This is a genomic window from Tenuifilum sp. 4138str (assembly GCF_041102575.1).
Classification (GTDB): Bacteria; Bacteroidota; Bacteroidia; order Bacteroidales; family Tenuifilaceae; genus Tenuifilum; species Tenuifilum osseticum.
Genome location: NZ_JBGCUE010000016.1, coordinates 1 through 23,010, shown reverse-complemented (window position 1 = coordinate 23,010; position 23,010 = coordinate 1). Strand labels below are relative to the sequence as shown.

General features: G+C 39.1%; 20 protein-coding genes. 14 read left to right on the top strand and 6 right to left on the bottom strand.

Annotation, left to right across the window (positions count from 1 at the left end; translation table 11 throughout):
• Positions 1-578: 578 nt before the first annotated feature.
• From AB6811_RS13015 to clpP, 9 genes are all read left to right on the top strand, one after another.
• Positions 579-2,081 carry a radical SAM protein gene (locus AB6811_RS13015; protein ID WP_369490995.1) on the top strand — a complete coding sequence of 501 codons (1,503 nt, stop codon included), beginning with the start codon at positions 579-581 and terminating at the stop codon, positions 2,079-2,081.
• Complete coding sequence (locus tag AB6811_RS13010) at positions 2,065-3,273, top strand: hypothetical protein (protein WP_288021563.1); 1,209 nt, start codon at positions 2,065-2,067, stop codon at positions 3,271-3,273. The genes AB6811_RS13015 and AB6811_RS13010 overlap by 17 nt, the downstream gene beginning before the upstream one ends.
• Complete coding sequence (locus AB6811_RS13005) at positions 3,270-5,603, top strand: TonB-dependent receptor plug domain-containing protein (RefSeq protein WP_369490992.1); 2,334 nt, start codon at positions 3,270-3,272, stop codon at positions 5,601-5,603. Before AB6811_RS13010 ends, AB6811_RS13005 begins: the two co-directional genes overlap by 4 nt.
• Before the next feature lie 68 nt (positions 5,604-5,671).
• Positions 5,672-7,867 carry a peptidase domain-containing ABC transporter gene (locus tag AB6811_RS13000; RefSeq protein WP_369490990.1) on the top strand — a complete coding sequence of 732 codons (2,196 nt, stop codon included), beginning with the start codon at positions 5,672-5,674 and terminating at the stop codon, positions 7,865-7,867.
• A 171-nt stretch (positions 7,868-8,038) separates the two neighbouring features.
• Complete coding sequence (locus AB6811_RS12995) at positions 8,039-9,337, top strand: HlyD family secretion protein (RefSeq protein WP_369490988.1); 1,299 nt, start codon at positions 8,039-8,041, stop codon at positions 9,335-9,337.
• A 217-nt stretch (positions 9,338-9,554) separates the two neighbouring features.
• Positions 9,555-9,932, top strand: a complete 378-nt coding sequence (gene crcB, locus AB6811_RS12990) for a fluoride efflux transporter CrcB (protein ID WP_369490986.1) — start codon at positions 9,555-9,557, stop codon at positions 9,930-9,932.
• A 4-nt stretch (positions 9,933-9,936) separates the two neighbouring features.
• Complete coding sequence (locus tag AB6811_RS12985; protein ID WP_369490984.1) at positions 9,937-10,293, top strand: DUF190 domain-containing protein; 357 nt, start codon at positions 9,937-9,939, stop codon at positions 10,291-10,293.
• A gap of 165 nt (positions 10,294-10,458) precedes the next feature.
• Entirely contained in the window at positions 10,459-11,805 is a 1,347-nt protein-coding gene (tig, locus tag AB6811_RS12980; RefSeq protein WP_369490981.1) for a trigger factor, read from the top strand.
• Positions 11,806-11,940: 135 nt separating this feature from the next.
• Positions 11,941-12,609, top strand: coding sequence for an ATP-dependent Clp endopeptidase proteolytic subunit ClpP (clpP, locus tag AB6811_RS12975; RefSeq protein ID WP_369490978.1), 669 nt, complete (start codon positions 11,941-11,943; stop codon positions 12,607-12,609).
• Between the two features lie 52 nt (positions 12,610-12,661).
• Here the strand turns inward: clpP and AB6811_RS12970 are convergent, their stop codons facing one another.
• From AB6811_RS12970 to radC, 4 genes are all read right to left on the bottom strand, one after another.
• On the bottom strand, positions 12,662-13,444 hold the full coding sequence (locus AB6811_RS12970) for a carboxylesterase family protein (protein WP_369490975.1): 783 nt from the start codon (positions 13,442-13,444) through the stop codon (positions 12,662-12,664).
• Positions 13,445-13,924: 480 nt separating this feature from the next.
• Positions 13,925-14,107 carry a hypothetical protein gene (locus tag AB6811_RS12965; RefSeq protein ID WP_369490973.1) on the bottom strand — a complete coding sequence of 61 codons (183 nt, stop codon included), beginning with the start codon at positions 14,105-14,107 and terminating at the stop codon, positions 13,925-13,927.
• A gap of 234 nt (positions 14,108-14,341) precedes the next feature.
• A complete protein-coding gene (locus AB6811_RS12960; protein ID WP_369490970.1) occupies positions 14,342-14,560 on the bottom strand; it encodes a hypothetical protein in 219 nt (72 codons plus the stop codon).
• A 420-nt stretch (positions 14,561-14,980) separates the two neighbouring features.
• On the bottom strand, positions 14,981-15,679 hold the full coding sequence (gene radC, locus AB6811_RS12955; protein WP_369490968.1) for a RadC family protein: 699 nt from the start codon (positions 15,677-15,679) through the stop codon (positions 14,981-14,983).
• 115 nt (positions 15,680-15,794) lie between these two features.
• On the opposite strand from radC, the gene AB6811_RS12950 reads away from it, so the two are divergent.
• The gene (locus AB6811_RS12950; RefSeq protein ID WP_369490965.1) at positions 15,795-16,598 is read left to right on the top strand and encodes a DUF3298 and DUF4163 domain-containing protein; all 804 of its coding nucleotides are present in this window, start codon (positions 15,795-15,797) and stop codon (positions 16,596-16,598) included.
• A gap of 87 nt (positions 16,599-16,685) precedes the next feature.
• Here AB6811_RS12950 and hutH read toward each other — a convergent pair whose 3' ends face one another.
• Together hutH and hisS are read right to left on the bottom strand one after the other, a co-directional pair.
• The gene (hutH, locus tag AB6811_RS12945; protein ID WP_369490962.1) at positions 16,686-18,185 is read right to left on the bottom strand and encodes a histidine ammonia-lyase; all 1,500 of its coding nucleotides are present in this window, start codon (positions 18,183-18,185) and stop codon (positions 16,686-16,688) included.
• A 17-nt stretch (positions 18,186-18,202) separates the two neighbouring features.
• On the bottom strand, positions 18,203-19,579 hold the full coding sequence (gene hisS, locus AB6811_RS12940; protein ID WP_369490959.1) for a histidine--tRNA ligase: 1,377 nt from the start codon (positions 19,577-19,579) through the stop codon (positions 18,203-18,205).
• Positions 19,580-20,222: 643 nt separating this feature from the next.
• On the opposite strand from hisS, the gene AB6811_RS12935 reads away from it, so the two are divergent.
• From AB6811_RS12935 to AB6811_RS12920, 4 genes are all read left to right on the top strand, one after another.
• Positions 20,223-20,714 carry a hypothetical protein gene (locus tag AB6811_RS12935; RefSeq protein WP_369490956.1) on the top strand — a complete coding sequence of 164 codons (492 nt, stop codon included), beginning with the start codon at positions 20,223-20,225 and terminating at the stop codon, positions 20,712-20,714.
• 223 nt (positions 20,715-20,937) lie between these two features.
• Positions 20,938-21,348 carry a hypothetical protein gene (locus tag AB6811_RS12930; protein ID WP_369490954.1) on the top strand — a complete coding sequence of 137 codons (411 nt, stop codon included), beginning with the start codon at positions 20,938-20,940 and terminating at the stop codon, positions 21,346-21,348.
• A gap of 184 nt (positions 21,349-21,532) precedes the next feature.
• The gene (locus tag AB6811_RS12925; RefSeq protein ID WP_369490952.1) at positions 21,533-21,976 is read left to right on the top strand and encodes a hypothetical protein; all 444 of its coding nucleotides are present in this window, start codon (positions 21,533-21,535) and stop codon (positions 21,974-21,976) included.
• Complete coding sequence (locus AB6811_RS12920; RefSeq protein WP_369490949.1) at positions 21,973-22,491, top strand: hypothetical protein; 519 nt, start codon at positions 21,973-21,975, stop codon at positions 22,489-22,491. Before AB6811_RS12925 ends, AB6811_RS12920 begins: the two co-directional genes overlap by 4 nt.
• Positions 22,492-23,010 lie beyond the last annotated feature (519 nt).

Genomic DNA, 23,010 nt, shown 5'->3' with positions numbered 1-23,010 from the left:
CGAGCGTACGGAAAGGTGCTACTTTGAGCAGCTAGCAATCATTAATGTGCCCCTGGAGTACGACCATGAACTCCGAACCTGGAGGTACTCCCGTCCGGGTAAGCTGACGCTATGCTTTATTGAGCACGAGCCAAAAAGCAATGCTGATAGTAATAGTAAAGCCTCCCTATAAATATGTTATAAAACATATTTTTAATTTCAAAGCGGAAGTGTGGATTCCGACCTACTAGTTTACTTTGTATTAACTAATCCATTTAAAAAAACAGCGCTGGGTGGATTGGTGGGCGGTAACCGAAAAGCCTGGGATATTCCCTATGAGTAGATAAATATTTTAGTTTATGAAAGAAAAATTTAACTTGATTGAATTCTGACAATCAGAAATCCAAAGAGAACAATTGTTAGAAATCCGAGGTGGGGTAGAATTAGAAGATGCGAGAGTTAAATGTAAAGACACTTGTGTTGGTTGTGGAGATGCTTCAAATAAAGCATCGAATAGAAAAAATATACATCTCGAAGAAGTTGTTGAATAATCTTTAAGTGGGAACTTGCATTTTATTATGCAAGTTCTTTTTAATAATATGAAACGAAAAATAATTTGTTTTAAAACAAATAGTAATAATTATTATTTGTATAGTTTTCGAAAAAGAACTTATTTTCTAATAACGCCTACATTATATAAGATCATTACTTATGGCATTAATGTTGCAAAAAAAGAACTTCTAGAAAAGCAAAATGGATTGAGTGTTAGCGTGTTTGATGTAGAGACTGTTGAAGATATTGAATACGCTTTAGTTAAATATAATTTCTTTGTTGACAATGGTGTAATTTCAGAATCTGTAGATTTTAATATACTAAAAAATCCAGATATTACCAAAGAGATCGTCTTCGAAGAAATTGCACAATGTGAAAATATCGTATTAGAAGTAACTCAGAAATGTAATCTTAATTGTACGTACTGTATCAATGGAAAGTATTATAATAATATATCAGATCGAAGATCATTGTCATTTGAAACTGCTATTACTTTTATTGATTTTATTCTTTCATTCAATTATAAACAATATAAAAGAAATAATTTAACAATTGGCTTTTATGGAGGAGAGCCCTTATTGGAAATAGATTTAATTAAAAAAATTATAACTTACATAGAGGATAAGTATTCTTCTATTGCATTCAAATATAAAATAACTACAAATGGTACCTTGCTTAAACAAAATATTGATTTTTTGATTAAAAACAAATTTAAAATAACAATAAGTTTAGATGGAGACAAAAACCATAATATCTATAGAAAATTCAAAAACGGGAAAGAGTCTTATAATATTGTAGTAAGCAATATTGATTATTTGAAAAATAAGTATCCTAATTATTTTGGGCATAATCTTGTTTTTCAGTCAGTTTATCATAAAAAAAGTAGTATCGAATCAATTTATTCTTTTTTTAAAAACAGATATAATAAAATTCCTGGTGTTTCTATACTTTCTGAATTTGGATTGAATGAATATAATAAAGATTTTTTTTACAAGAATTTATTTAAAGCATTTGAAAATAAACATAACGATTATGATAATCATTTATCATCTATTAATGCATATTTTTTAAATAGATTTATTAAAAATAATATTGGTATTTATTATAAAAATTCCAATTGTATTGAAGATAAGAATGTCCCATATATGAGAATTTTATGTTCTTGCATTCCATTTAAGAATGAACCATTCTTAAGAGCAGATGGCACAATTCATCGTTGTACTGAAATAGATACTCTTCCTATAGGAAGAGTTTGTGATCAAACTGTAAATATTGATTATGATAATATTTTAACTGAATTTAATCGATTTACCGAGAAATTGAATATGTATTGTCAAGTGTGTTATAATTTTTTTAATTGTGATTTTTGTATTTATAGAGCTTCCCCTTTCGAGAATACTAAAAAAGTGATTTGTGATGAATTTAAAAACTATTCAGGAGGAACTAAATTCTATAAAGATTGTATTCAAAAAATTGAAGATAGTCTTAGTCATAAAGAATTATTGACTGATATATTTTATAATTTATTTTTATATGATGAATTTGAATAATTGTAATAAGATTTACTTATACATAGAACCATATTGTTGCATTGGATTTTCAGAAGTAAAAAGTGAGGTATTAATATACAATACTATTACAGGGAAATCTTTATTATTTAATGATGATTTTATATTTGGTTTATGCAAACAAATAACTGAAAATGGAACAAATGTTACTATTTTGCATGAAAATCAATTTAATGAGATACTCTCTAAATTTGTTAATTCTTTAAGGAATGGTTTTTTCGGAGATATTATTTATAGCCCTGATTCTTTGTCTTCACCTTTTATTTTTTCTCCGAATTTATATTTAAATAAAGATTTGTACTCTATTTACAAGAATAAATTTCAAGAAGGGTTAGTTAATAATATTACACTATTAAAATCAGTTAGATATGTAGATGTTGTTATAGATAATAATTTTTCAATAAATTATGATAATCTAAATATATTAATTAGCGAAGTTGAGAAACTTGCTTTTTTAAAGGGATTAAATATTATACTATCTGAGTTTAATCTGGATAGCAAATTTTATTGTGATTTGATTGTTATGTTATCCAATAAAATTAAGTTTAAATCTATTACTGTTGATTTAAACTTAATTCCTAATTTTAGATCAATTTTGAATTTATTCATTAAAAATAATTTTCTTATAAAGTGTAACTTGTATTTTTCGAATAAAAACGAAGAATTTTTAAAATCTATAGATGAAGGAGTGTTAAATAAGATTTATAATTATGTATTTCATATTGAGAATATTGAGCAATACAACTATTTTAATAATTTAGCTATTAAATATAATATAAGTCAATTTAGTTTTAGATTCATTGGTAATGACCTCGCTTTTGTAAAGAATACTCTATTTTTTCATAGACATGAACTTTTAGCAACAAAACAAAGCATTAGTGATGTTATAAAAAAATCAATATTTAATGTTAATTATAAAGGGAAGTTAATAATATCAAATGACTTAAGTTGTTACATAACGCCTAATTTTTATGTTGGAAATTTGAAGAATGATAAAATTGAAACTATTATTTATAATTCTTTTTTTTATGATAATAGCCCTTGGTTTCTTACTAGAAAACAAGTTGAACCATGTAAGGATTGTGCATTTAATATTTTATGTCCATCTATTACTGAGTATGAACTTAAATATAATTGTTTTAACTTTTGTGATTATAATGTAAATAATTTATGAATCGTTTGAAAACTTGTTTTTTCTTTTTATTTCTTTTTGCTGAGAATTTCCTTTATGCTCAGCAATACTATAGCCTTACAGGTATGGTGTTTGATACCAATAAGAATCCAATACCCTATGCAACTATTTGTGTTAATTCGGATAATGATAGTTCCTTATTACTAGGTGCTATTACTGATATGGCGGGACGGTTTACTATTGATTCAATACCGTTTAGAAATTGTGTAGTAAGAGTTTCGTATGTGGGGTTTATGTCTTTTTCAAAAAGTGTTGATTTATCGAATGATGCAGAATTTGGAAATGTTACATTAACTGTTGATACTTTACAGTTAGAGGCCGTTGCTATAGTGCGAAATGGTTTAGGATTACATACTTTGGTGGATAGAACTTTATTTGTTCCTGATGCCAGAGTTGTTAAATCTGCTTCAACTAGTTTCGATTTACTTTCGAAAATACCTGGAATTAGCGTAAGGGGCAAGGATATGCAAATTAAGGTTTCTGGTAGTACAAACGTGTTGGTTCTTGTGAATGGCGCAAGTAGTGGAAGAAATATAAATGCTATAAATCCTAAGGATATTGAACGGATTGAGTTAATTACTAATCCTAGTGCGGAGTTTGGTAGCGAAACCACTAGTGTTATTAATATTGTGCTAAAGGGGCAGCCTACTTATGGCTTATCGCTATCTGCTAATGCTGAGTATAGTTGCTTTAATCCCGTTAATAATAGTGGATTTCAGATTGGGTATGTATTCAAAAATGTGAAGTTGTTTGCGGGTTATCAATTGGGATTCCTAGAGGAAAATGATATTCAGGTTTCTAGTAGTAGGCTGGATTGGGATGAGGGGGGGGGTATCAGCCTTAAATCGATTTCTAACAATGGCCGATTTACTTCCGAAAAGCATCAACTGCAGTGTGGCGCCGATATTTTATTGGGGCAAAAAGTCTTGATAAGTGTTACTGCCAACTATAAACCTATAAGTTTTCATGAAAGTGCATCGGATAACAATACGCTAAGTGGCAAGGGCAAGTCAATTAATTATCAAACAAAAAGTGAAGTACTCTACGATGCAGTGCAGCAGAACTATAACTTATTCCTGAAAAAAGAGTTTAATAAACCTAGCCATGAGCTGGAGTTGAATAGCGATTTTATGTGGTTTAGCAGAGATCGAAACAACCTTTATTCGAACTCTCAACTGGAGAATGTATATGGTAGTTTTACTCAACCACGAAAGGAAAATACCAAAACCGATTTCTATACTCTAACATCTAAATTAGTGTATTCACAACCTATTGCCATCAAATGGCAGCTAAGATGTGGAGTACAATACAACCGGAGGCAAATCGATAACACCTTTACAAGTATGGATGATAGGAGTTGGGTTGATTATGCTGAGGCCAAAAGCACTTTGTTTGCTAATGCAAATTATCAGGGCAATTATTTTTTGCTTAAGTTAGGCATGGGGGCCGAGCATCAGAAAATTGATATTTCGGATGGTAACATTGTAAAGCAAAAATGGTTTTACCTTCCGTACGTTTCACTGGGATATAAATTTAGCAAAGAGCAAACTGTGACTCTATCGTACAATCAATGGTTGACATACCCGCATTACCTTATGCTAATTCCCTTTACCTACCATTCTGACGATTCGCTTTCGGCCACAGCAGGAAACCCTAACCTTAAACCAGTAAAAAATGGTGTTGTAAAATTGAGCCATAGTGCCAATTGGAATGATAGCGATTTAAGTATAACATGCTCTGCATTTTATACACATTCCGATGATAAGCACGAACTGGTTTACGCTCTTAATGACGGGGAATTGATTAGCAAATGGCAAAATCTTACATGGTCAAAAAGTTGGGGTGGATCAGTAGAGTCGTCGCTGTATCTATTCGATGCACTTGATATCTCTATTGATGGTAGTGCATACTATGTTATGTATCCTAATAGTAAGTACAATGGTTGGGTTGGAGAAATGTACCTAGGCTTAGACATTGAATTGCCATACGACTTACTTGCTGGTATTGAGACTACCCTAACTACAAGAGAATACGAAGCATCAGGGTATTATAAGGAAAATCCCTATATAGATAGAATATTTTTACGGAAAAGCCTTTTAGGAGGAAATGGTCATATAACGATAATGGCCATTGAACCTTTTTTTAGATTAAAGGAGACCGAGAAATACTGGGATAATTCCTTTACGGAGTACACAACAACTAAACACCATTCATTTGCATTGGCGTTGCGTTTTAGCTATTTTTTTAATAAGGGGAAAAAAGTTAAACGTACAGTTAAGGAAAGTCTTATTGAGGATCAGAACGTTAAGTAGGTTTGGTTTGTGCATTCTAATTTGGATCAATGATTATTGTAATTTTTTAGCCTTTCAAATCTATAAAAATGCATTCATTCCCCCATTACACCCAATACGATGCCATGGATTGCGGCCCAACATGCCTACGCATGGTTGCAAAGTACTATGGCAAACATTACAAACTGGATACCTTACGTGACAGGAGCCATATTACCCGCGAAGGAGTAAGCCTGCTTGGTATTAGCCGTGCGGCAGAGAGTATTGGTTTCCGTACCATGGGCGTTAAGATTGGTTTTGAGCAGCTAAAAAATGAGGCTCCGCTACCAGCCATTGTGCACTGGAACCAGAACCACTTTGTGGTGGTTTATAAAATTACAGGTAAAAAGGGACAGGAGGTTGTGCATGTTTCCGACCCCGCAGCTGGTTTAATTAAGTATCCCGTAAACGAGTTTTTGAACTGCTGGCTATCCACAAACGAAGGGGGTGAAAAACAGGGTGTAGCTTTGCTTTTAGAGCCTACTCCTGATTTTTACTCAAATGCCGATGAAAAGCTGAATAAACGCCGCCTTGGCTACCTGTTTAAGTACTTACAGCCTTACCATAGGTTAATTGTACAGCTATTCCTAGGGCTGTTACTGGGGAGCTTACTTCAGTTACTTTTGCCTTTTCTGACTCAAAGCATAGTTGATCAGGGTATTGGCAACAGGAATATCGGCTTTATATACTTAGTGCTTATAGCACAGCTGGTATTAACGCTTAGCCGCGTTTCGGTTGAGTTTGTTAGGGGATGGATACTCCTGCATCTGGGAACAAGGGTAAACGTATCGCTAATCTCCGATTTTTTGGCTAAGCTCATGCGCCTACCAATGCGCTTTTTCGACACCAAAATGACAGGCGATTTAATGCAGCGCATTGGCGACCATAAGAGGATTGAGAGCTTTCTTACTGGAACATCGTTGAACATCATATTTTCGTTTGTCAATGTTATAATCTTTGGTGTTGTTCTACTGGTTTACAGCTACAAGATTTTTACTGTGTTTCTTATAGGGAGTACGCTTTATGCGCTTTGGGTGCTTATGTTCCTGAAGAAAAGAGCCGAGCTGGATAATCGCAGGTTTGCGCAGATGTCGGCAAACCAAAGTAATGTTATCCAGCTGATACAGGGAATGCAGGAGATTAAGCTGAATGGTTGCGAGCAACAAAAAAGGTGGGAATGGGAGAGTATTCAGGCAAAACTTTTCCGGGTTAGCGTAAAGGGTTTGGCTTTAAGCCAGTACCAGCAAAGCGGGGCTTTTCTGCTAAACGAAACTAAAAATATCATAATAACCATAATTGCTGCCAAAAGCGTTGTAGATGGCAGTATGACCTTGGGTATGATGTTGGCTGTGCAGTACATTATAGGGCAGCTAAACAGCCCTATTGAACAGCTTATTGGCTTCTTCAACGCTTTTCAAGATGCTAAAATCAGCCTTGAGCGTTTAAGCGAAATCCACCTCCGCAACGATGAGGAGAATTTGGAAGATAATCTTATTGCCGATATCCCCTCCGATGCAGACTTAAGCGTGGTGAATCTTTCGTTCCGTTACGAGGGCCCCGATAGTGAACTTGTGCTAAATAATATCAACATAAAAATACCTGTTGGTAAGCAAACGGCCATTGTGGGAACTTCTGGAAGTGGAAAAACTACTCTGGTTAAACTACTTCTTGGATTTTATCCGCCAACCTCAGGTGAAATTTTGATTGGGCAAAATAGTATTGAAACATATAGCATTCGGCACTGGCGTGAGGAATGTGGGGTAGTTATGCAGGATGGTTTTATTTTTTCCGATACAATTGCCCGAAATATTGCTCCAGGTGTGGAAAATATCGATAAGCAACAGCTGGTAAAAGCTGCTAAGATTGCCAATATTTACGATTTTATAATTTCGCTTCCATTGGGTTTCAATACAAAGATTGGGGGTGAAGGTCATGGCTTAAGCCAAGGGCAAAAGCAGCGAATCCTGATTGCACGAGCCGTATACAAGAATCCTAAATATATTTTCTTTGATGAGGCCACCAACTCGTTAGATGCAAGTAATGAGCGGATGATTCTGGAAAACCTTCAGGATTTCTTTAAGGGCAGAACGGCTGTTGTTGTAGCACATAGACTGAGCACTGTGAAGAATGCTGATCAAATTATAGTACTGGAAAAAGGCAATGTGGTAGAGGTTGGAACTCATAAGGAGCTAACTGCCAGTAAAGGTGCTTACTATACATTGGTGAAAAATCAGCTGGAGTTGTAGATAGAACACAAATGTTACAAATGAACAGGTTAACAAGGCCCTTATACAATCTAAAAAAAAAACAACTCATTCATTATGCGCCTTTGTGGTTTGAAAAATTGGATTGAAGACAAATTGTATAGATTTGTAGAAATAGGTTTGTGATTATCTGTGTTCTCTAATTTTTGAATTATGGAAGACCAACAAATAAATATACGTTCCGAAGAAATTAATGAGATTTTAGGTGTTCCTCCCCGATGGATTATCCGCTGGGGTATAACAGTAATTTTTTGCGTAATTGTAGCAATTTTTATAGGTAGTATTTTTTTTAAGTATCCCGATACTGTTGTTGCACCAGCAGTAATTACTGCCGAAAACCCACCTTCGGTGGTTATGGCCCGTACCACTGGAAAACCTAGACTAAACGCAGTTAAAGATGGCGATTTTGTTAAAAGGGGCGATACTTTGGGAGTTATTGAGAATCCAGCAAACTTTGAAGATATAGTTAGTTTAGCAAAGTTTATTCGGGATTTTGATATTGATAGGGTTTTAGCTGGAGTTTCGCCCAACCAATTCAATACATTGAATTTTGTTTTAGGTGAGGTGCAAAATAGCTACTCGGCCTTTACTTCCGCATTAACAAACTATACACTTTTTCATAAACAGAAATTACATTTACTTAAGATTGATGCTTTGGAAGGAGAACTCAAACAGTACATTAATCATTTAAAACTTTTAAACTTACAACACAATCTCTTGCTTAGGGAGTACGAGATCACCCAAAAGCAGTTTAAACGCGATTCATTACTACTTCAAGGAAAAGTAATTGCGCAAGCCGATTTTGAAAAGTCACAATCTACATTGCTGTCAAAGCAACAGGGCCTAGAGAACTCCAAGTTGACGATTTCCAGCACATCAATAACCATTGAGAAGTTGAAACAGACCATTGCTGAAACTAAGATTGATCTTGAAAACCAGAAACAAAAGGTTTATGATGATGTTGTAAAGTCATTCAACCAGTTAAAAAGTGCCTTAGCATCATGGGAAAAAAATTATTTACTAGTAGCACCATCTTCAGGAAAGTTATCGTTTATGGGGATTTGGAGCGATTTGCAAGAAGTGAAAACAGGGGAACCAATCTTTGCCATAATTCCTGAAAATCTAGGCGAAATTCAGGTACGATTGGTTATCCCTTTTGAGAGCGCTGGCAAGGTTAGGGTTAATCAACGTGTAAACATTAAACTTGATGGATACCCATACATTGAGTATGGTACGGTAGAAGGGATTATATCCTCTATATCATCGGGTTACAATGAGCAAGGCTTTCCGGCAATGGCTAAGCTACCAAATGGTGCCGTTACTACATATGGAACAGTTTTAAACTTCGATAGAGAGCTGCGCGGAACCGCCGAAATATCAACCGATAATCTTACTGTTTTTCAACGGCTTTTCAACCACTTTAAGTATCTCTACAAGGAAAAGTTAAAATAATCGCAGTAACTACTTGTTTCCAACGCTTTACAAATAAAAACTATCTCCTACTTGTTAATACTAATTCCAAGCAATTACAAGCACTCATTTCTTTTGCTCCTGCAAATACCACATTTAAAACCAAATCATGGTTTTGGTTTGGGCATACATTAACAGCAAAAAACAGAATGCTGCACGTGTTTAGGCAATAGTTTTGTATCTTCGCAAAAAGCAATTCATGTTCAGGTCGATTTTAATAGTTGGCATCGGTGGTTTTCTGGGTAGTGTATCGCGTTTCCTGGTGAGCCGGTATTTCCAGCTGCACACGCTTAGCAATTTTCCTTGGGGAACCTTTACGGTTAACATTTTGGGCAGCTTTATAATCGGTTTGGTTTTTGGCCTTTCGGAAAGGAGCAACCTAATCTCGCCTGAGTGGCGTTTGTTCTTGGCGGTGGGCTTTTGTGGGGGGTTCACCACCTTTTCGTCGTTGGCAAACGATGCGTTCATTCTTCTTCAGGGTCGCGAATTTTTATATCTTTCAGTTTACACGGCAGCCAGCTTCTTCTTAGGACTGCTTGCGGTTTTTGCCGGTCGCTACATCATCCAAATTATCTAACACTATGGAAAATTACAGTAAAGCACTCCGATTACGTATCTATATTAGCTCAACCGATAAACTGAAGCATTCGCTTCTTTTCGAAACCATTGTTTACCAAGCAAAACGATATGGCCTGGCTGGTGCCACCGTTTATAAAGGAATTATGGGGTATGGCGCCAGCTCGGTAATCCACTCCTACAAGTTTTGGGAAATTACTGAGAAATTGCCAGTTACTGTTGAGGTGGTTGATAAGGAGGAAAATATCCGCAGATTCTACGATAAAATTAAGCCTTTTCTTGAGGATATGCGATACGGCTGTATGGTAACTGCTGAACCCATTGAGGTGTGGCTCTATAAGGAGGGAACTAAACGCGATTAGTAAGCATATTGCCGCTCAATCCTGACAATCACCCGGTTATTTTAGTTAAACTTCGTTTAGCAGCTTGCTGATTATTCCACATTTAGCTACCTTTGTGGCCTTAATTTTAACAGAGTTACTAGCGTAAAGTAAAATAAATCAAGCAACTAAATCATTTCACATAGTATGAATATTGTTAGGGAAGATATCGATTCGTTAAACACAACCATTCGGGTTAAGGTTGAGAAAAACGACTACGCTGAAAGTGTTGAAAAAAGCCTGAAGGATTACCGCAAAAAGGCAAACATCAATGGTTTCCGTCCGGGAATGGCCCCTATGTCGCTCATTCGCAAGATGTATTACCGCTATATCCTGGCCGATGAGGTAACCAAGTTGGCATCGGATAAGCTTTTCGATTTTATTAAGGATAATAAGATCCGCACCCTTGGTGAACCCATTCCAAGCGAAAAACAAACCCCCATTAACTGGGAAACCGACGAGTCCTTTGAACTCGCCTGGGATTTAGGTATTGCCCCTGAAATTGATATCAAGTTTACCAAAAAGGACAAATTCCCATTCTACAAGATTTTACCGAACGACGAGATACGCAAGAGCTACATCGACAGCTACCGCAGCCGCCACGGCAAGTATGTAAGCGTTGAGGCTACCGATGATAAAGGGCTGGTTAAGGCTACCCTTACCGAACTCAACGACGATGAATCGCCACGCGAAAACGGTGTTACCGTTGAGGGTGCCTCTATTTCCGTTGCCCTTGTTGCCGATGAGGTTGAACGTAAAAAGCTCACCGGTGTTAAGGTTGGCGATGTGCTTGTAATTGATACCCATAAGGCATTTCCCAACCAAGCCGACAGGTCGGCGCTGCTCCGAATCAAGAAGGAGGAGCTGGCAAACGTTAACCCCCTATTCCAGCTAACCATTACTGAAACGTTAACCTTTGCCCCCGCAGAGCTTAACCAGGAGTTTTTCAATGCGGTTTACGGTGAGGGTGTTGTAAACAGCGAGGAAGAGTTTAATAAGAAGATAGACGAGGAGATTGAGCACAACCTTGAACACGAAAGCGAATACCGCTTTGGTATCGACCTTAAGGAAAAGCTGCTCGAGAAGCTTAAAATTGAACTACCCAAGGATTTCCTAATCCGCTGGTTGATTGCCATTAACGAGGGTAAGTTCACCCGCGAGCAGATTGAGAGCGAGTTCCCCATGTTTGAGAAAGACCTTAAGTGGCAGCTCATAAGCAATAAGGTTGCCGAAGAGCAGAACTTTGCTGTTACCAACGAGGAACTGGAAGATTTTGCCATGGGATACGCTCGCAGCCAGTTTGCTGCCTACGGCATGAGCTTCCTACCCGATGAATACATCAAACGTTACGCTGCCGATATCCTCAAGAACCGCGACGAGGTTCGTAAGTTCCAGGAACGTATTCTGGATAAAAAGGTTATTGACTGGTTCAAGGCTAACGTAAACTTGGACACCAAGGAGATAACCATCGACGAGTTCAACAAGCTTAAGTAAGAAAGCAAAAACACAGCAAAGCCGGTTTGTAAGCCGGCTTTTATTTTTTGGTTTGTTAGTAAATTATAACCGCTCCGCTTTTTTGTTTTAACAATTGTGATTATTTTGCGTTACTAATACAAAAAATTTAAGACCATGAGAGAATTTGAAAAATATGCAATAAAGCACCGGGGAATTAATAGCCTTACACTACATCAGTACACATCGATGTCCAACGGCTACATCTCACCAACCATCATTGAGGAGCGTCAGCTCAACATTGCCACCATGGACGTGTTCTCGCGCCTTATGATGGACAGGATTATTTTCCTTGGCGTTCCCATTAACGACGATGTGGCTAACATCATTCAGGCGCAACTGCTATTCCTTGAATCGACTGACCCCTCGAAGGACATTCAAATCTACATAAACTCACCCGGTGGGGGTGTTTACGCTGGCTTAGGTATTTACGACACCATGCAGTACATTAGTTCCGACGTGGCAACCATCTGCACCGGCATGGCTGCATCGATGGCAGCCGTTCTGCTTACTGCAGGCGAAAAGGGGAAACGAACCGCCCTGCCCCACTCACGTGTAATGATTCACCAGCCCATGGGTGGAGCTGAGGGTCAAGCTTCCGATATCGAGATTGTTACCCGCGAAATACTTAAGCTCCGCGAGGAACTTTACGAGATTATTGCCACCCACTCGGGTAATCCCATTGAACGTATCCGAAAGGACTCCGACCGCGACTACTGGATGACCGCGCAGGAAGCGCTTGACTACGGTATGATTGACGAGGTTCTTATGCGTAATAAGAAGTAACTTGTAACCCGAATAAAAAAGAAGGCTGCAGAAAATGCAGCCTTTTTAGTATCTACTTTCTTTTACTGAACAACCAGGGTAACAGCTCAGGTTCCGCAAAGGCATTATCCCAGCTATTATGCCCCACTCCAGGGTAAACCGTAAAACGCACATCGCCCTTTGCCTGTTTTATGGCATCGACCATGCGCTGTGAATGGTATACGGGAACAACATTGTCGGCCTCGCCGTGAAATACCCACATTTTAACCCTTTTAGCGTATCTATTTACATTTTTAGGACTGCCTCCGCCACAAATGGGGAATGCAGCAGCAAACATCTTAGGCTTTCGGGCAAGCAACTCAAAGGTACCCATTCCTCCCATCGATAGGCCGCCAACGTATAACCTATTCCTATCAACATAACTCAACCTTACGAGCGAATCCAGAAGTTCAATAACAGCAGCCATTGCAGGGGTTGGCTTCCCTTTAGCTGGAAAATCAAAGGCCCGATTACTATCGGACTGGTTTACAATATCTACATTAGCCCAGTAGCTATTGGCAGGACATTGCGGAAACACCACAATTGCGGGATATTTTTCCATAACAGAGTCGGAAGCAAATAGCTTAGCCCCATGGGTAAGCTGCTTTACATTATCGGAGCCCCGTTCACCAGAACCATGCAGGAAAAGAATCAATGGATACTTTTTGCTAGAATCAAAGTTTTTGGGATACAGAATACGGTAGGGCAACTGGATGCCTTTAGATTTAAACATCTCTGCCTTATACATTTCACTAACCTGCGAAATTGAGGTATTTGCAACTATGACCATGATAGCTGAAATGATTATCCTTTTCATTTTCTCAAAAATTATTATGGGTAAAGTTAATGAATCATTGTTTAAAGTGTGCTTTTTGGGGTAGTGTTTGGTTTTTGTAACCATCAACTTAAAAACTATCACAGGGCTACACGGTGTTCACACCGAACAACCAACAACTTCCGCTGTCTTCTTAAACTCGCCTAAACATCACTTTGTACCATCACTTCCTTAATGGCATTTATCGCTCTTTGCCATGCCTTTCTTTTGCGATGCAACGTTTCAGTGTTGCTCTTAGGCATATGCATAGGGTGCATCGCTTTACATACGGGAGTTCTATGGAGTTACAAATGTTTCGCCCCTACGGGGCTGATAAACGTTGTTCGTTGTTCGTTGTTCGTTGCTCGTGGAAAATGACCTCACCCCAAACCCCTCTCCTGACAGGAGAGGGGTTCACCGTTAAAGTCTCCCCTTTCAGGGGAGATTTAGAGGGGTCATCTAGGTTAAATGTAGAAAACGGCATCACCTTAGCCCTTTTCCCTGAGAGGGAAAGGAGCGGAAGAAGCAAGCAGAGGCATAAAAGCCTGACCCGACAATGGGTCGGGGGTGGAACGTGGCGGTGGGCTTTGTAAGCGATACCACATGAATCACGCCGTAGGCGTGGCGAATAGTATCGCGTGGCAGTTTCACCCGCGGGGTACCCATCGGGTCGGGCTTTTCAGCCTTGATCTTCTTTGGTTCTTTCTTGTATCAAGACAAGAAAGAACTTGAAAATCACTCTTTGCACTGTTTTCCCTTTGCGATGCAACGCTTTCCCCTTGCTCTTTGAATGTCATTGTTTGCATCGCAATACATGTGGGAATAATCATGTTGTTACAAATATTACGCCACTACGGAGCTGGAAGCGGTCTTCGTTGCACGTTGCTCGTGAATCTATTGTCATGCTGAACTAGTCGAAGCATCTATTAGTACCCTCAACTCTTCTTTAATGCGATGCCTCAACCAACACGGAGTGCCATACGCAGTGGCATAAAAGCCAGACCCGACAATGGGTCGGGGGTGGAACGTGGCGGTGGGCTTTGTAAGCGATACCAAATGAGTCACGCCGCAGGCGTGGCGAATAGTATCGCGTGGCAGTTCCACCCACGGGGCACCCATCGGGTCGGGCTTTTCAGCCTTGATTTTCTTTGGTTCTTTCTTGTATCAAGACAAGAAAGAACATGTAAACCGCTCTTTGCCATACTTTTCTGTTGCGATGCAACGTTTCATCCTTGCTCTATGGCATATGCATTGCGTGCATCGCAATTCATATTGGGGTAGGCTTGGTGTTACATATGTTTCGCCCCTACGGGGCTGGAAGCGTTGTACGTTGTTAGTGAATCGTTGTTCGTGAATGCCATTCTGTGAAACACAGTGTTATACTGTTTAACTCTGTGATGCTTACTGTTGCTAGGTTCATGACAAGGTTGTCATCCTGAACTTAGTGAAGGATCTCTCTCTTAAGTGCAAAACGAGATGTTTCGCTAACGCTCAACATGACAATATTCTCATAAACAACAATCAACCAGCAGCTAACAGTTACATTTTTCCGTTATCGGCAAAGGAGTAGCATTCGCCATCGGTTACTATTACGTGGTCGAGCAGGGTGATGTCAAAGAGTTGCGCAGCATTCTTAAGCTTTTCGGTTAGCGCAATATCCTTATCGCTGGGCTGGGGGTTCCCCGATGGGTGATTGTGAACCACTATAACAGCCGAGGCAAGCCGCTCAACGGCGTGTTTTAACACCAGCTTTGGGTCAACCACGGTGCCCCCCACTCCACCCTGGCTCACCTTTACCCTTTCAATTATCCTATTGGACTTATTCAGAAGCAAAACCCAAAACTCCTCGTGTGGCAAATCGGCAAGGACAGGTTGGAACAAATCAATAACGCTCCGGCTTGAGAAAATCCTTTCACGGTTTATTGGCCCCTCAGCATTTCGCCTACGACCAAGCTCAAGCGCTGCCAGGATGGTTATTGCTTTGGTTCTGCCAATCCCTTTTATTCTGGTAAGCTGATGCAGGCTCAGACGAGCAAGCTCGTTGAGACTGTTGTTTACCTGCCCCAGTAACCGTTGGGCCACATCAACTGCGGTCTCGCTTGCATTACCAACTCTGAGCAGAATAGCTATCAGTTCCGCATCGCTAAGGCTTGAGGCTCCTTTTCGCTCCATTTTCTCGCGTGGACGGTCGTCCTCGGCCAAATCTTTTATGGTTAACCGCTTTTCGGAGTTTTCCATGACCATGGTATTGAATAGGTTACATAAGTTAAACAGAACGGAAATAAAAAGCAAGCAGTTTTATCAAAATCAATATAATTAGCAATATATTTGATGTTACTAATCAAAGATCACTATGCAAAGTAAGAACCTGATTCGCTCAGCGCTGCTGGTGGCAATTGTTGCCCTGGCTTACTATACCTACACCCAAATTGTGGCAAATAGTTCCAACAATTTAACCTTTTCGGCCGACTCGGTTGTTTTTAAACGCGGTTGCCTACATCCCGACTCATCGTGTTTTAGGGTTGCTTACCGTTTCCCTGTTCCCGTTGGTAAGGGTAGCTCCCGTATTGAAAAGCTAATTGTAAACGATTTTGTGGGAAACATGGATGAGGAAATTGATAGAAACGATTTTGCTCACCTAAAGGATATGCTGGTAAAAAACTCCATAAGCTACGACAGTTCCTACGTAGAGTTCCTGAAACAATTTGGTGCTGGCCTTGAGTGGTATATTGATGTTGATTTTACACAGATTTTACGAACAAACCGATTGATTACTTTCCGTTACGAGCAATCGAGTTACACTGGCGGTGCCCACGATATGTATGGTTACCATTACCTTAATATCGACCTAAAAAAAACAAAAATCCTAAAATTGACCGACCTGTTTACGGATATGGACCGATTCAAAGCCATTGCCCAAAAGGCCTTTACGGTTCAGTACCTGAATAATCCTGCCGACAAAACCGAATACTGGTTGGCCGACGATGGCTCTTTGGTTCTTCCCAATGAGTTTGGTTTAACCAGCAAGGGCTTGCTGCTCCATTACAATGTTTACGAGATAGCTTGCTTTGCTCGCGGCGATATTGAGCTGTTAATCCCCTACCCTGATTTAAAAGAGATTTTGGTTGATGCTTACCAAAAGGAATTGATGAACTAAAACCCAGTCTTTTGTTACAATAGCTTAACTAAAGAAAAAACCGACAGCCGTTTTAGCTGTCGGTTATGTTTTTTAAGGAAATCTTATTTACTCCCGCTGAAACTTACCCAGTCTGAGGAATTCAACAGTTTTGTCCATCTCCTTATACATTATCCTATCCTGCTCAATAAAACCTACGTTGGAACGGTAGCTGGCAATAAATTCCTCAAGGTAGGGCGATGATTTTGCAGGCCGACGGAACTCAAGAGCTTGGGCTGCATTGAATAGCTCAATGGCCAGTATGCGCTCAAGGTTATCGACCACCCTAAGCAGCTTTGTGGCTGCATTGGCACCCATGCTAACATGGTCTTCCTGGCCGTTTGAAGAAACAATGGAATCGACCGATGCGGGAGCGCAAAGCTGCTTGTTCTGGCTTACCATGGCAGCAGCAGCGTACTGCGGTATCATAAAACCGGAGTTAAGGCCGGGATTAGCAACCAGAAATTCAGGTAAACCGCGTAAGCCAAGAATAAGCTGCGCTGTTCGGCGTTCCGAGATGTTGCCAAGCTCTGCAAGGGCAATGGCAAGGAAATCGTATGCTAAGGCCAGCGGCTGCCCATGGAAATTACCACCAGAAATTACCAAATCCTCATCGGGCCAAATGGTTGGGTTATCAGTAACCGAGTTAATCTCGGTTAGCAATACTCCTGCCACGTAGTTAATGGCATCCTTTGAGGCTCCGTGCACCTGCGGAATACACCGGAATGAGTAGGGATCCTGAACGTGCTTTTTGGGGCGCTTAATGAGCTCGCTTCCATCAAGTATTTTTCGGAAAGCACGGGCCGTTTCAATTTGTCCCTGATGCGGCCGAACATTCTGAATATTTTCATGGAATGGGTCAATACGACCATCGAACGCCTCAAGTGAAACTGCGCCTATTATATCGGCTAGCTTGGCCAACTTAAAAGCCTTAACCATGGCGTAAACGCCATGTGCACTCATAAACTGCGTGCCATTAAGCAGGGCAAGCCCTTCCTTCGATTTCAGTTCAATGGGCTTCCAGCCAAATTTTTTGAGTACATCGGCAGCCGAAACTATTTGGCCATCGTAATGCACCTCACCCATACCAATTAGCGGCAGGAACAGGTTTGAAAGGGGCGCCAAATCGCCCGATGCTCCTAGTGAGCCACGGTCGTAAACAACGGGAATTACATCGTTATTGTAGAAATCGATAATACGCTGAACGGTTTCAACCTGAACACCCGAATGTCCTAACGATAGTGCGTGAGCCTTAAGGAAAAGCATCAGCTTTACAATTTCGGGCTTAACCATGTCGCCTGTGCTGCAGGCATGCGACATAACAAGATTTTTCTGCAGCTGTGAGAGTTCATCCTTCGATATGGTTTTGTTGCATAGCGAACCAAAACCAGTGGTAATACCGTAAATAGGGGTCTCCTCATTCTCCATCTTACGGTCAAGGTAATCGCGGCACTTGGCTATAAGCTGGCGCGATTCCTCGGAAAGCTCAAGGGTATGAGGCTCGTCAATCAAATTTTCAATTACATCCCAGCTTAAGGGCTTGGGCGATATGGTATGAACTTTTGCCATGGTTAATGGTGGTTTTTTTATAGGTTAAACTTGATATGTTCTTCAATGCCATCAAAAGGAATGGTAACCTGATTGCCAGTTGCCATGTTTTTAACCGATAACTGACGGTTTTGAATTTCGGTTTCACCGGCAATTACCATAAAGCGAATGTTGCGCTTGTTTGCATACTCAAACTGCTTTTTCAACTTAGCAGCATCGGGGTAAATCTCAACGCTAATTCCGGCATCGCGGAGCTTACGGGCTGCAGGCATGCAGTATGCAACCTCAGTTGTCCCAAAGTTTGCAAACATTACCTGTGTGGTGGAGGTAAGACTCTCCGGGAAAAGATTTAGCTGCAGCATTACATCGTAAATGCGGTCGGCACCAAACGAAACCCCTACCCCGCTCACATTGGGCAAACCAAAAATACCGGTTAGGTCGTCGTACCGGCCACCGCCACAAATGCTGCCAATCTCAGCATCCTGGGCTTTTACCTCAAATATGGCACCGGTGTAGTAGTTAAGCCCTCGCGCAAGCGAAAGGTCGAGTTCCACCTGTGTTGATAAGCTCCCCCAAGCCTCAATGTATCGGAAAAGCTCCTCCATTTCATCAATTCCCTTCTGACCTATGGGGCTGCCCTGCAAAACATTGCGTAAGGTGGAAAGTTTTTGGGCGTTGCTGCCCTGTAGCTGAATTATGGGTTGCAATTTCTGAATGGCTGCCTCATCGATTCCGCGCTCACGCAATTCGGCGTTAACAGCATCAATACCTATCTTCTCAATCTTATCAATTGCTACGGTAATATCAACCAGCTTATCGGCATGACCAATAACCTTGGCTATTCCGCTTAGTATTTTGCGGTTATTTACCTTGAGCAGGGTGCGCACGTTGAGCTTTTCAAAAACCTCATTGATAATTAGCACCAGCTCAGCCTCATTAAGCAACGAGTTTGAACCAATAACATCAACATCGCACTGGTAGAACTCGCGGTAACGACCCTTTTGTGGCCTGTCGGCACGCCAAACGGGCTGTATTTGGTATCGTTTAAAGGGGAAAGTAATCTCGTTCTGGTACTGCACCACAAATCGGGCAAAAGGAACAGTAAGGTCGTAACGCAAACCCTTTTCGCATATTGCTAGCGATGCGGCATTAGAGTTGCCTGGTTTCAGTAGGCTTGGCTCAACCTTATCGATAAAATCGCCTGAGTTAAGTATTTTGAAAAGAAGTTTGTCGCCTTCGTCGCCATACTTGCCAAGTAGGGTTGAAAGGTTCTCCATGGCAGGCGTTTCGATTGGCGAATAACCATACTTGCTAAAAACTCTACGAATAGTATCGAAAATATAATTCCTCCGAACCATCTGCTCAGGCCCAAAATCGCGGGTTCCCTTGGGAATGCTTGGTTTTGTCTTTGCCATTGTGTTGCTGTTTGAAACGACTGCAAACCTACAATTTTTTTGGGAGAAAAAGGCAAATGAAGGTTAAAGGAAGTGCATGAATCGTGAACCGTGAGACGTGAGACGTGAGCCGTTAAACGAAATCTAATATCACCTATTGTCATTCCGAGCTCGTCGAGGAATCTCAATTGAGTTAAAACGTTAAATGTGAGCCTTTAAGCGAAGCAGAACAGCAAACAACTATGTTTGTCATCATGGGTGGCCAGACCCGACCTAGCGGGGAGTGAAGGATCTCATTTATAGTGTACCGTGTGCGGTGTGCATTGTACAGGGGTGTTTCGTGTTTAGTTTTTAGTGTTTAGTGTTTGGCTAATTTAACTGGTGTAAATCAATTGAATCAGCGTAATCTGCGTTCTATTAAGCTCACTATCAATCATCAACGAACAACTTTTTAGGTAAAATTGTAAGCAAAAAGTTAAAAGACCGTTTGATAATTTGTAATAAATTTTTTATACTTGTTTTAGCAATAAAACTCTATTTTTTATAGCGTCTATACAGCCAAAAATGGAAATAAGGCGCAACTAAGTAGCGCATATAAACTAGTTGTGGCCAATTGATTAAGTTTATAAAATTCAGATTACTTGTAACTAAATTTACTAAATCAATGAAAACAAATTCAATTAAGATCAAGTATTGGAATACGATAATCATAGTTCAATTATTTGCTATGTTACTTATTTCATGTGGACAACTGACTAAAGTTCCTGACCTGATTGGTGAATGGAAAACAGATAAGATTGGTGTAATAGTCCGCAGTAAGTCTGGTGGGAATTGGCAATTTACTTCAGACTCCTGTACTATTACACTGATAATCAAAGACGATTACACAGCTGATGGAAAAATTGGACTAACAGAATTTAAGGATGGTAAAATAAAAACAAATTGGTTGCTTCCAATTAAATTGACAGGTCAGGCATATAAAATTAAATGTGGATCAATCGGAAGAATATTTGAAGATGATCCATTAGAGGAGAAAAAAGTTGAACTTTGGTTAGGGCCAATAAAACAAGACTCTATTAATGTAGATTTGAGATACACAGAAGGAGGCGCACAATTTCCAATGGCTCATTCGAAATTGAAAAAAGTAAAAATATAAAGTAATTTGACATTTTTTCTACTGATACAACTGGCACAACAGCGGGTTAATGCCATTTGGGCTGAAATCGGAATGGTAAGTTCTTACATTACGTAACTTTGTCTCAGGGGACGACAGTTCCGTTTCAATCTCCCAAACTGCACCAGCCCGCAGCCGTTGGCAATAATTTTAAGATATCTACAATCGACCAGATATGTCGCTAAGAAAATAAATGAGGTTAAAAATGGAAATACTTATTGATTATATCGGCTGGATTCTAATTGCTTTGACGATAATTATTTTCATTCTTTATAAATGGATAAGGAATGATTCAAACTCATTAACAGCAAAATATGAAACTGAAAAAAGATTCAAATTCAATAAAAACAATAAAAGTGAAATTATTCTTGAAGCTCTAAAGAAATCAAATTTTAAAAATATTCACTTTGACGAGATTAATTCAACTTATTATGCAAAGACAAGGGTTTCAATATGGTCTTGGTCTGAATTGATTGAAGTTAAAATTACCGATAACGAAGAAGAAACAAGAATTAATTTTTTATCAATATGTTCTCTTTTCACACAGATAATAAGTTGGGGAAAGAATCGAAGAAATGCAAGAAGATTCTTTGATGAACTGAATAGATTAAGATAAAAACTATTGCCAACACGCAGTTGCTTTCACTGGGGCTGATGATGCAGATGCAGATTTTTTATTACCTTTAACTAACTTTTTAACGGCGGATAACGCCGCTGGCGGTTTACTCCCCAGCGTAAGCAACAGCCGACCGTTGTGTGGCATTAAAACTGAACGACATACATAAAACATCGCATTAGACATGAAAAATTTATCAATTATCCTGATTTCAATTCTACTGGCTTCATGTGGATTGAGAAGCAAAATGGATACACATGACAAAGCTCAAAAAGAAGCTGATTTCATTATTGAGAACTTTACAAATTATGATTTGATAAAGGACAAACTTCCAGAAAAATATTTCCAACCATCACAAACAAAAGAATTTATTTCAAGTTTAAACCAAAGTTGTGATTGGGCAAATCGGAAAGGGAAGTTCGTTGATTTTTTTTCAATGAAAAATATTGGCGGAACAGACCAAACTGCTTTCATTTATGAATACTTCCTCGATTGTGATAGCTTGAGAGTGATTCTAATTTATAATATGATTAAAAGTTCACCTGAACTATTTAAAATTAATCTTGAGCCAATAGAGAAAGAAAACCAAATGATTATTGACCCCTCAAAACAACTTCTTGCAAAATGATAAAACCAATAAGTCTAAAACAGTTATTTAAGAAAGACATTAAAACGATTTGTCTTTCTATCGGTGGATTTTATGCTGTATTTGGAGCGTTTGCTATTCTGATGGTAAAACTGCAGACGATGATGCTTTCAAACTCTGAATCTGTGCCAGACGAGTCTTTTACAAATACATTAAACTTATTGCATGAAATATGGATAGTTTATATGCCCTTACTGATAATTCTTGGTCTAGGGTATTTAGCGTTTGGATTCTTATTCAATAAGATAAAAACAAATAAATATCAGATAAATCTATTACTGAGCATTCTTTGCCTGATTTGGGTAATAGCCTATGCGATAAGCAGCATCAAATACATGGATGCTTTCTTTTCAGGAATGGCAAATGATTTTGAAGCATTTAAATATATTGGATATGGATTTGCAGGATTTGGATTTTTAGCAGTTTTCGCTTTAATGACTGTACCACAATACATAATTGGGAAAAGGATTAGAACACAAGAGACTAAATATGAATAATTAACGCCACACAACAGGCAGTTACTTTCACTGGGGTTGATGATGCAGATGCAGAATTTTTATTACTTTTAACTTAGTTTTTAACGGCAGATAACGCCGCTGGCAGTTAACGCCCCAGCGTAAGCAACTGCCGACCGTTAGCCCTAACTAGTCGACCCTTATTAATATAATAACAGTTTGACCACTAATAATATAACAGGTGATTTTCAGTAAAATATTTGCAAGATCTAGTGAATTAGGCCTATAAACCTTGCAATATTTTTAACCCCTATCCGCTATGAGAATTATGAAGGCATAAACAAATGCCAGCTCATTAGTTCAGCTGAAATCCAAAGCCCCCTGAACAATTCTCTCCTTTTCATTTGCAGGAAGAGTTTTAGAATACGGCAATTGCCGTTTTTAATCATAGGTAAATTTTTTGCATTTGCAATGAAAATCTATGTAGTCGACCCTTATTAACATAATAACATATTGATTGTTAATAACATAATAGGTTGTTTTCAATAAAATATTTGCAAG

What these genes read in the sequence shown, in the direction of transcription:
- AB6811_RS12935 (WP_369490956.1), top strand. Translation starts at nt 20,223, where the DNA reads ATGAAAACAAATTCAATTAAGATCAAGTATTGGAATACGATAATCATA.
- AB6811_RS12930 (WP_369490954.1), top strand. Translation starts at nt 20,938, where the DNA reads ATGGAAATACTTATTGATTATATCGGCTGGATTCTAATTGCTTTGACG.
- AB6811_RS12920 (WP_369490949.1), top strand. Translation starts at nt 21,973, where the DNA reads ATGATAAAACCAATAAGTCTAAAACAGTTATTTAAGAAAGACATTAAA.
- AB6811_RS13005 (WP_369490992.1), top strand. Translation starts at nt 3,270, where the DNA reads ATGAATCGTTTGAAAACTTGTTTTTTCTTTTTATTTCTTTTTGCTGAG.
- AB6811_RS12995 (WP_369490988.1), top strand. Translation starts at nt 8,039, where the DNA reads ATGGAAGACCAACAAATAAATATACGTTCCGAAGAAATTAATGAGATT.
- AB6811_RS12970 (WP_369490975.1), bottom strand. Translation starts at nt 13,444, where the DNA reads ATGAAAAGGATAATCATTTCAGCTATCATGGTCATAGTTGCAAATACC.
- radC (WP_369490968.1), bottom strand. Translation starts at nt 15,679, where the DNA reads ATGGAAAACTCCGAAAAGCGGTTAACCATAAAAGATTTGGCCGAGGAC.
- crcB (WP_369490986.1), top strand. Translation starts at nt 9,555, where the DNA reads ATGTTCAGGTCGATTTTAATAGTTGGCATCGGTGGTTTTCTGGGTAGT.
- AB6811_RS12965 (WP_369490973.1), bottom strand. Translation starts at nt 14,107, where the DNA reads ATGGGTACCCCGCGGGTGAAACTGCCACGCGATACTATTCGCCACGCC.
- AB6811_RS12925 (WP_369490952.1), top strand. Translation starts at nt 21,533, where the DNA reads ATGAAAAATTTATCAATTATCCTGATTTCAATTCTACTGGCTTCATGT.
- AB6811_RS12960 (WP_369490970.1), bottom strand. Translation starts at nt 14,560, where the DNA reads ATGGGTGCCCCGTGGGTGGAACTGCCACGCGATACTATTCGCCACGCC.
- hisS (WP_369490959.1), bottom strand. Translation starts at nt 19,579, where the DNA reads ATGGCAAAGACAAAACCAAGCATTCCCAAGGGAACCCGCGATTTTGGG.
- AB6811_RS12985 (WP_369490984.1), top strand. Translation starts at nt 9,937, where the DNA reads ATGGAAAATTACAGTAAAGCACTCCGATTACGTATCTATATTAGCTCA.
- hutH (WP_369490962.1), bottom strand. Translation starts at nt 18,185, where the DNA reads ATGGCAAAAGTTCATACCATATCGCCCAAGCCCTTAAGCTGGGATGTA.
- AB6811_RS13015 (WP_369490995.1), top strand. Translation starts at nt 579, where the DNA reads ATGAAACGAAAAATAATTTGTTTTAAAACAAATAGTAATAATTATTAT.
- AB6811_RS12950 (WP_369490965.1), top strand. Translation starts at nt 15,795, where the DNA reads ATGCAAAGTAAGAACCTGATTCGCTCAGCGCTGCTGGTGGCAATTGTT.
- AB6811_RS13000 (WP_369490990.1), top strand. Translation starts at nt 5,672, where the DNA reads ATGCATTCATTCCCCCATTACACCCAATACGATGCCATGGATTGCGGC.
- AB6811_RS13010 (WP_288021563.1), top strand. Translation starts at nt 2,065, where the DNA reads ATGATGAATTTGAATAATTGTAATAAGATTTACTTATACATAGAACCA.
- tig (WP_369490981.1), top strand. Translation starts at nt 10,459, where the DNA reads ATGAATATTGTTAGGGAAGATATCGATTCGTTAAACACAACCATTCGG.
- clpP (WP_369490978.1), top strand. Translation starts at nt 11,941, where the DNA reads ATGAGAGAATTTGAAAAATATGCAATAAAGCACCGGGGAATTAATAGC.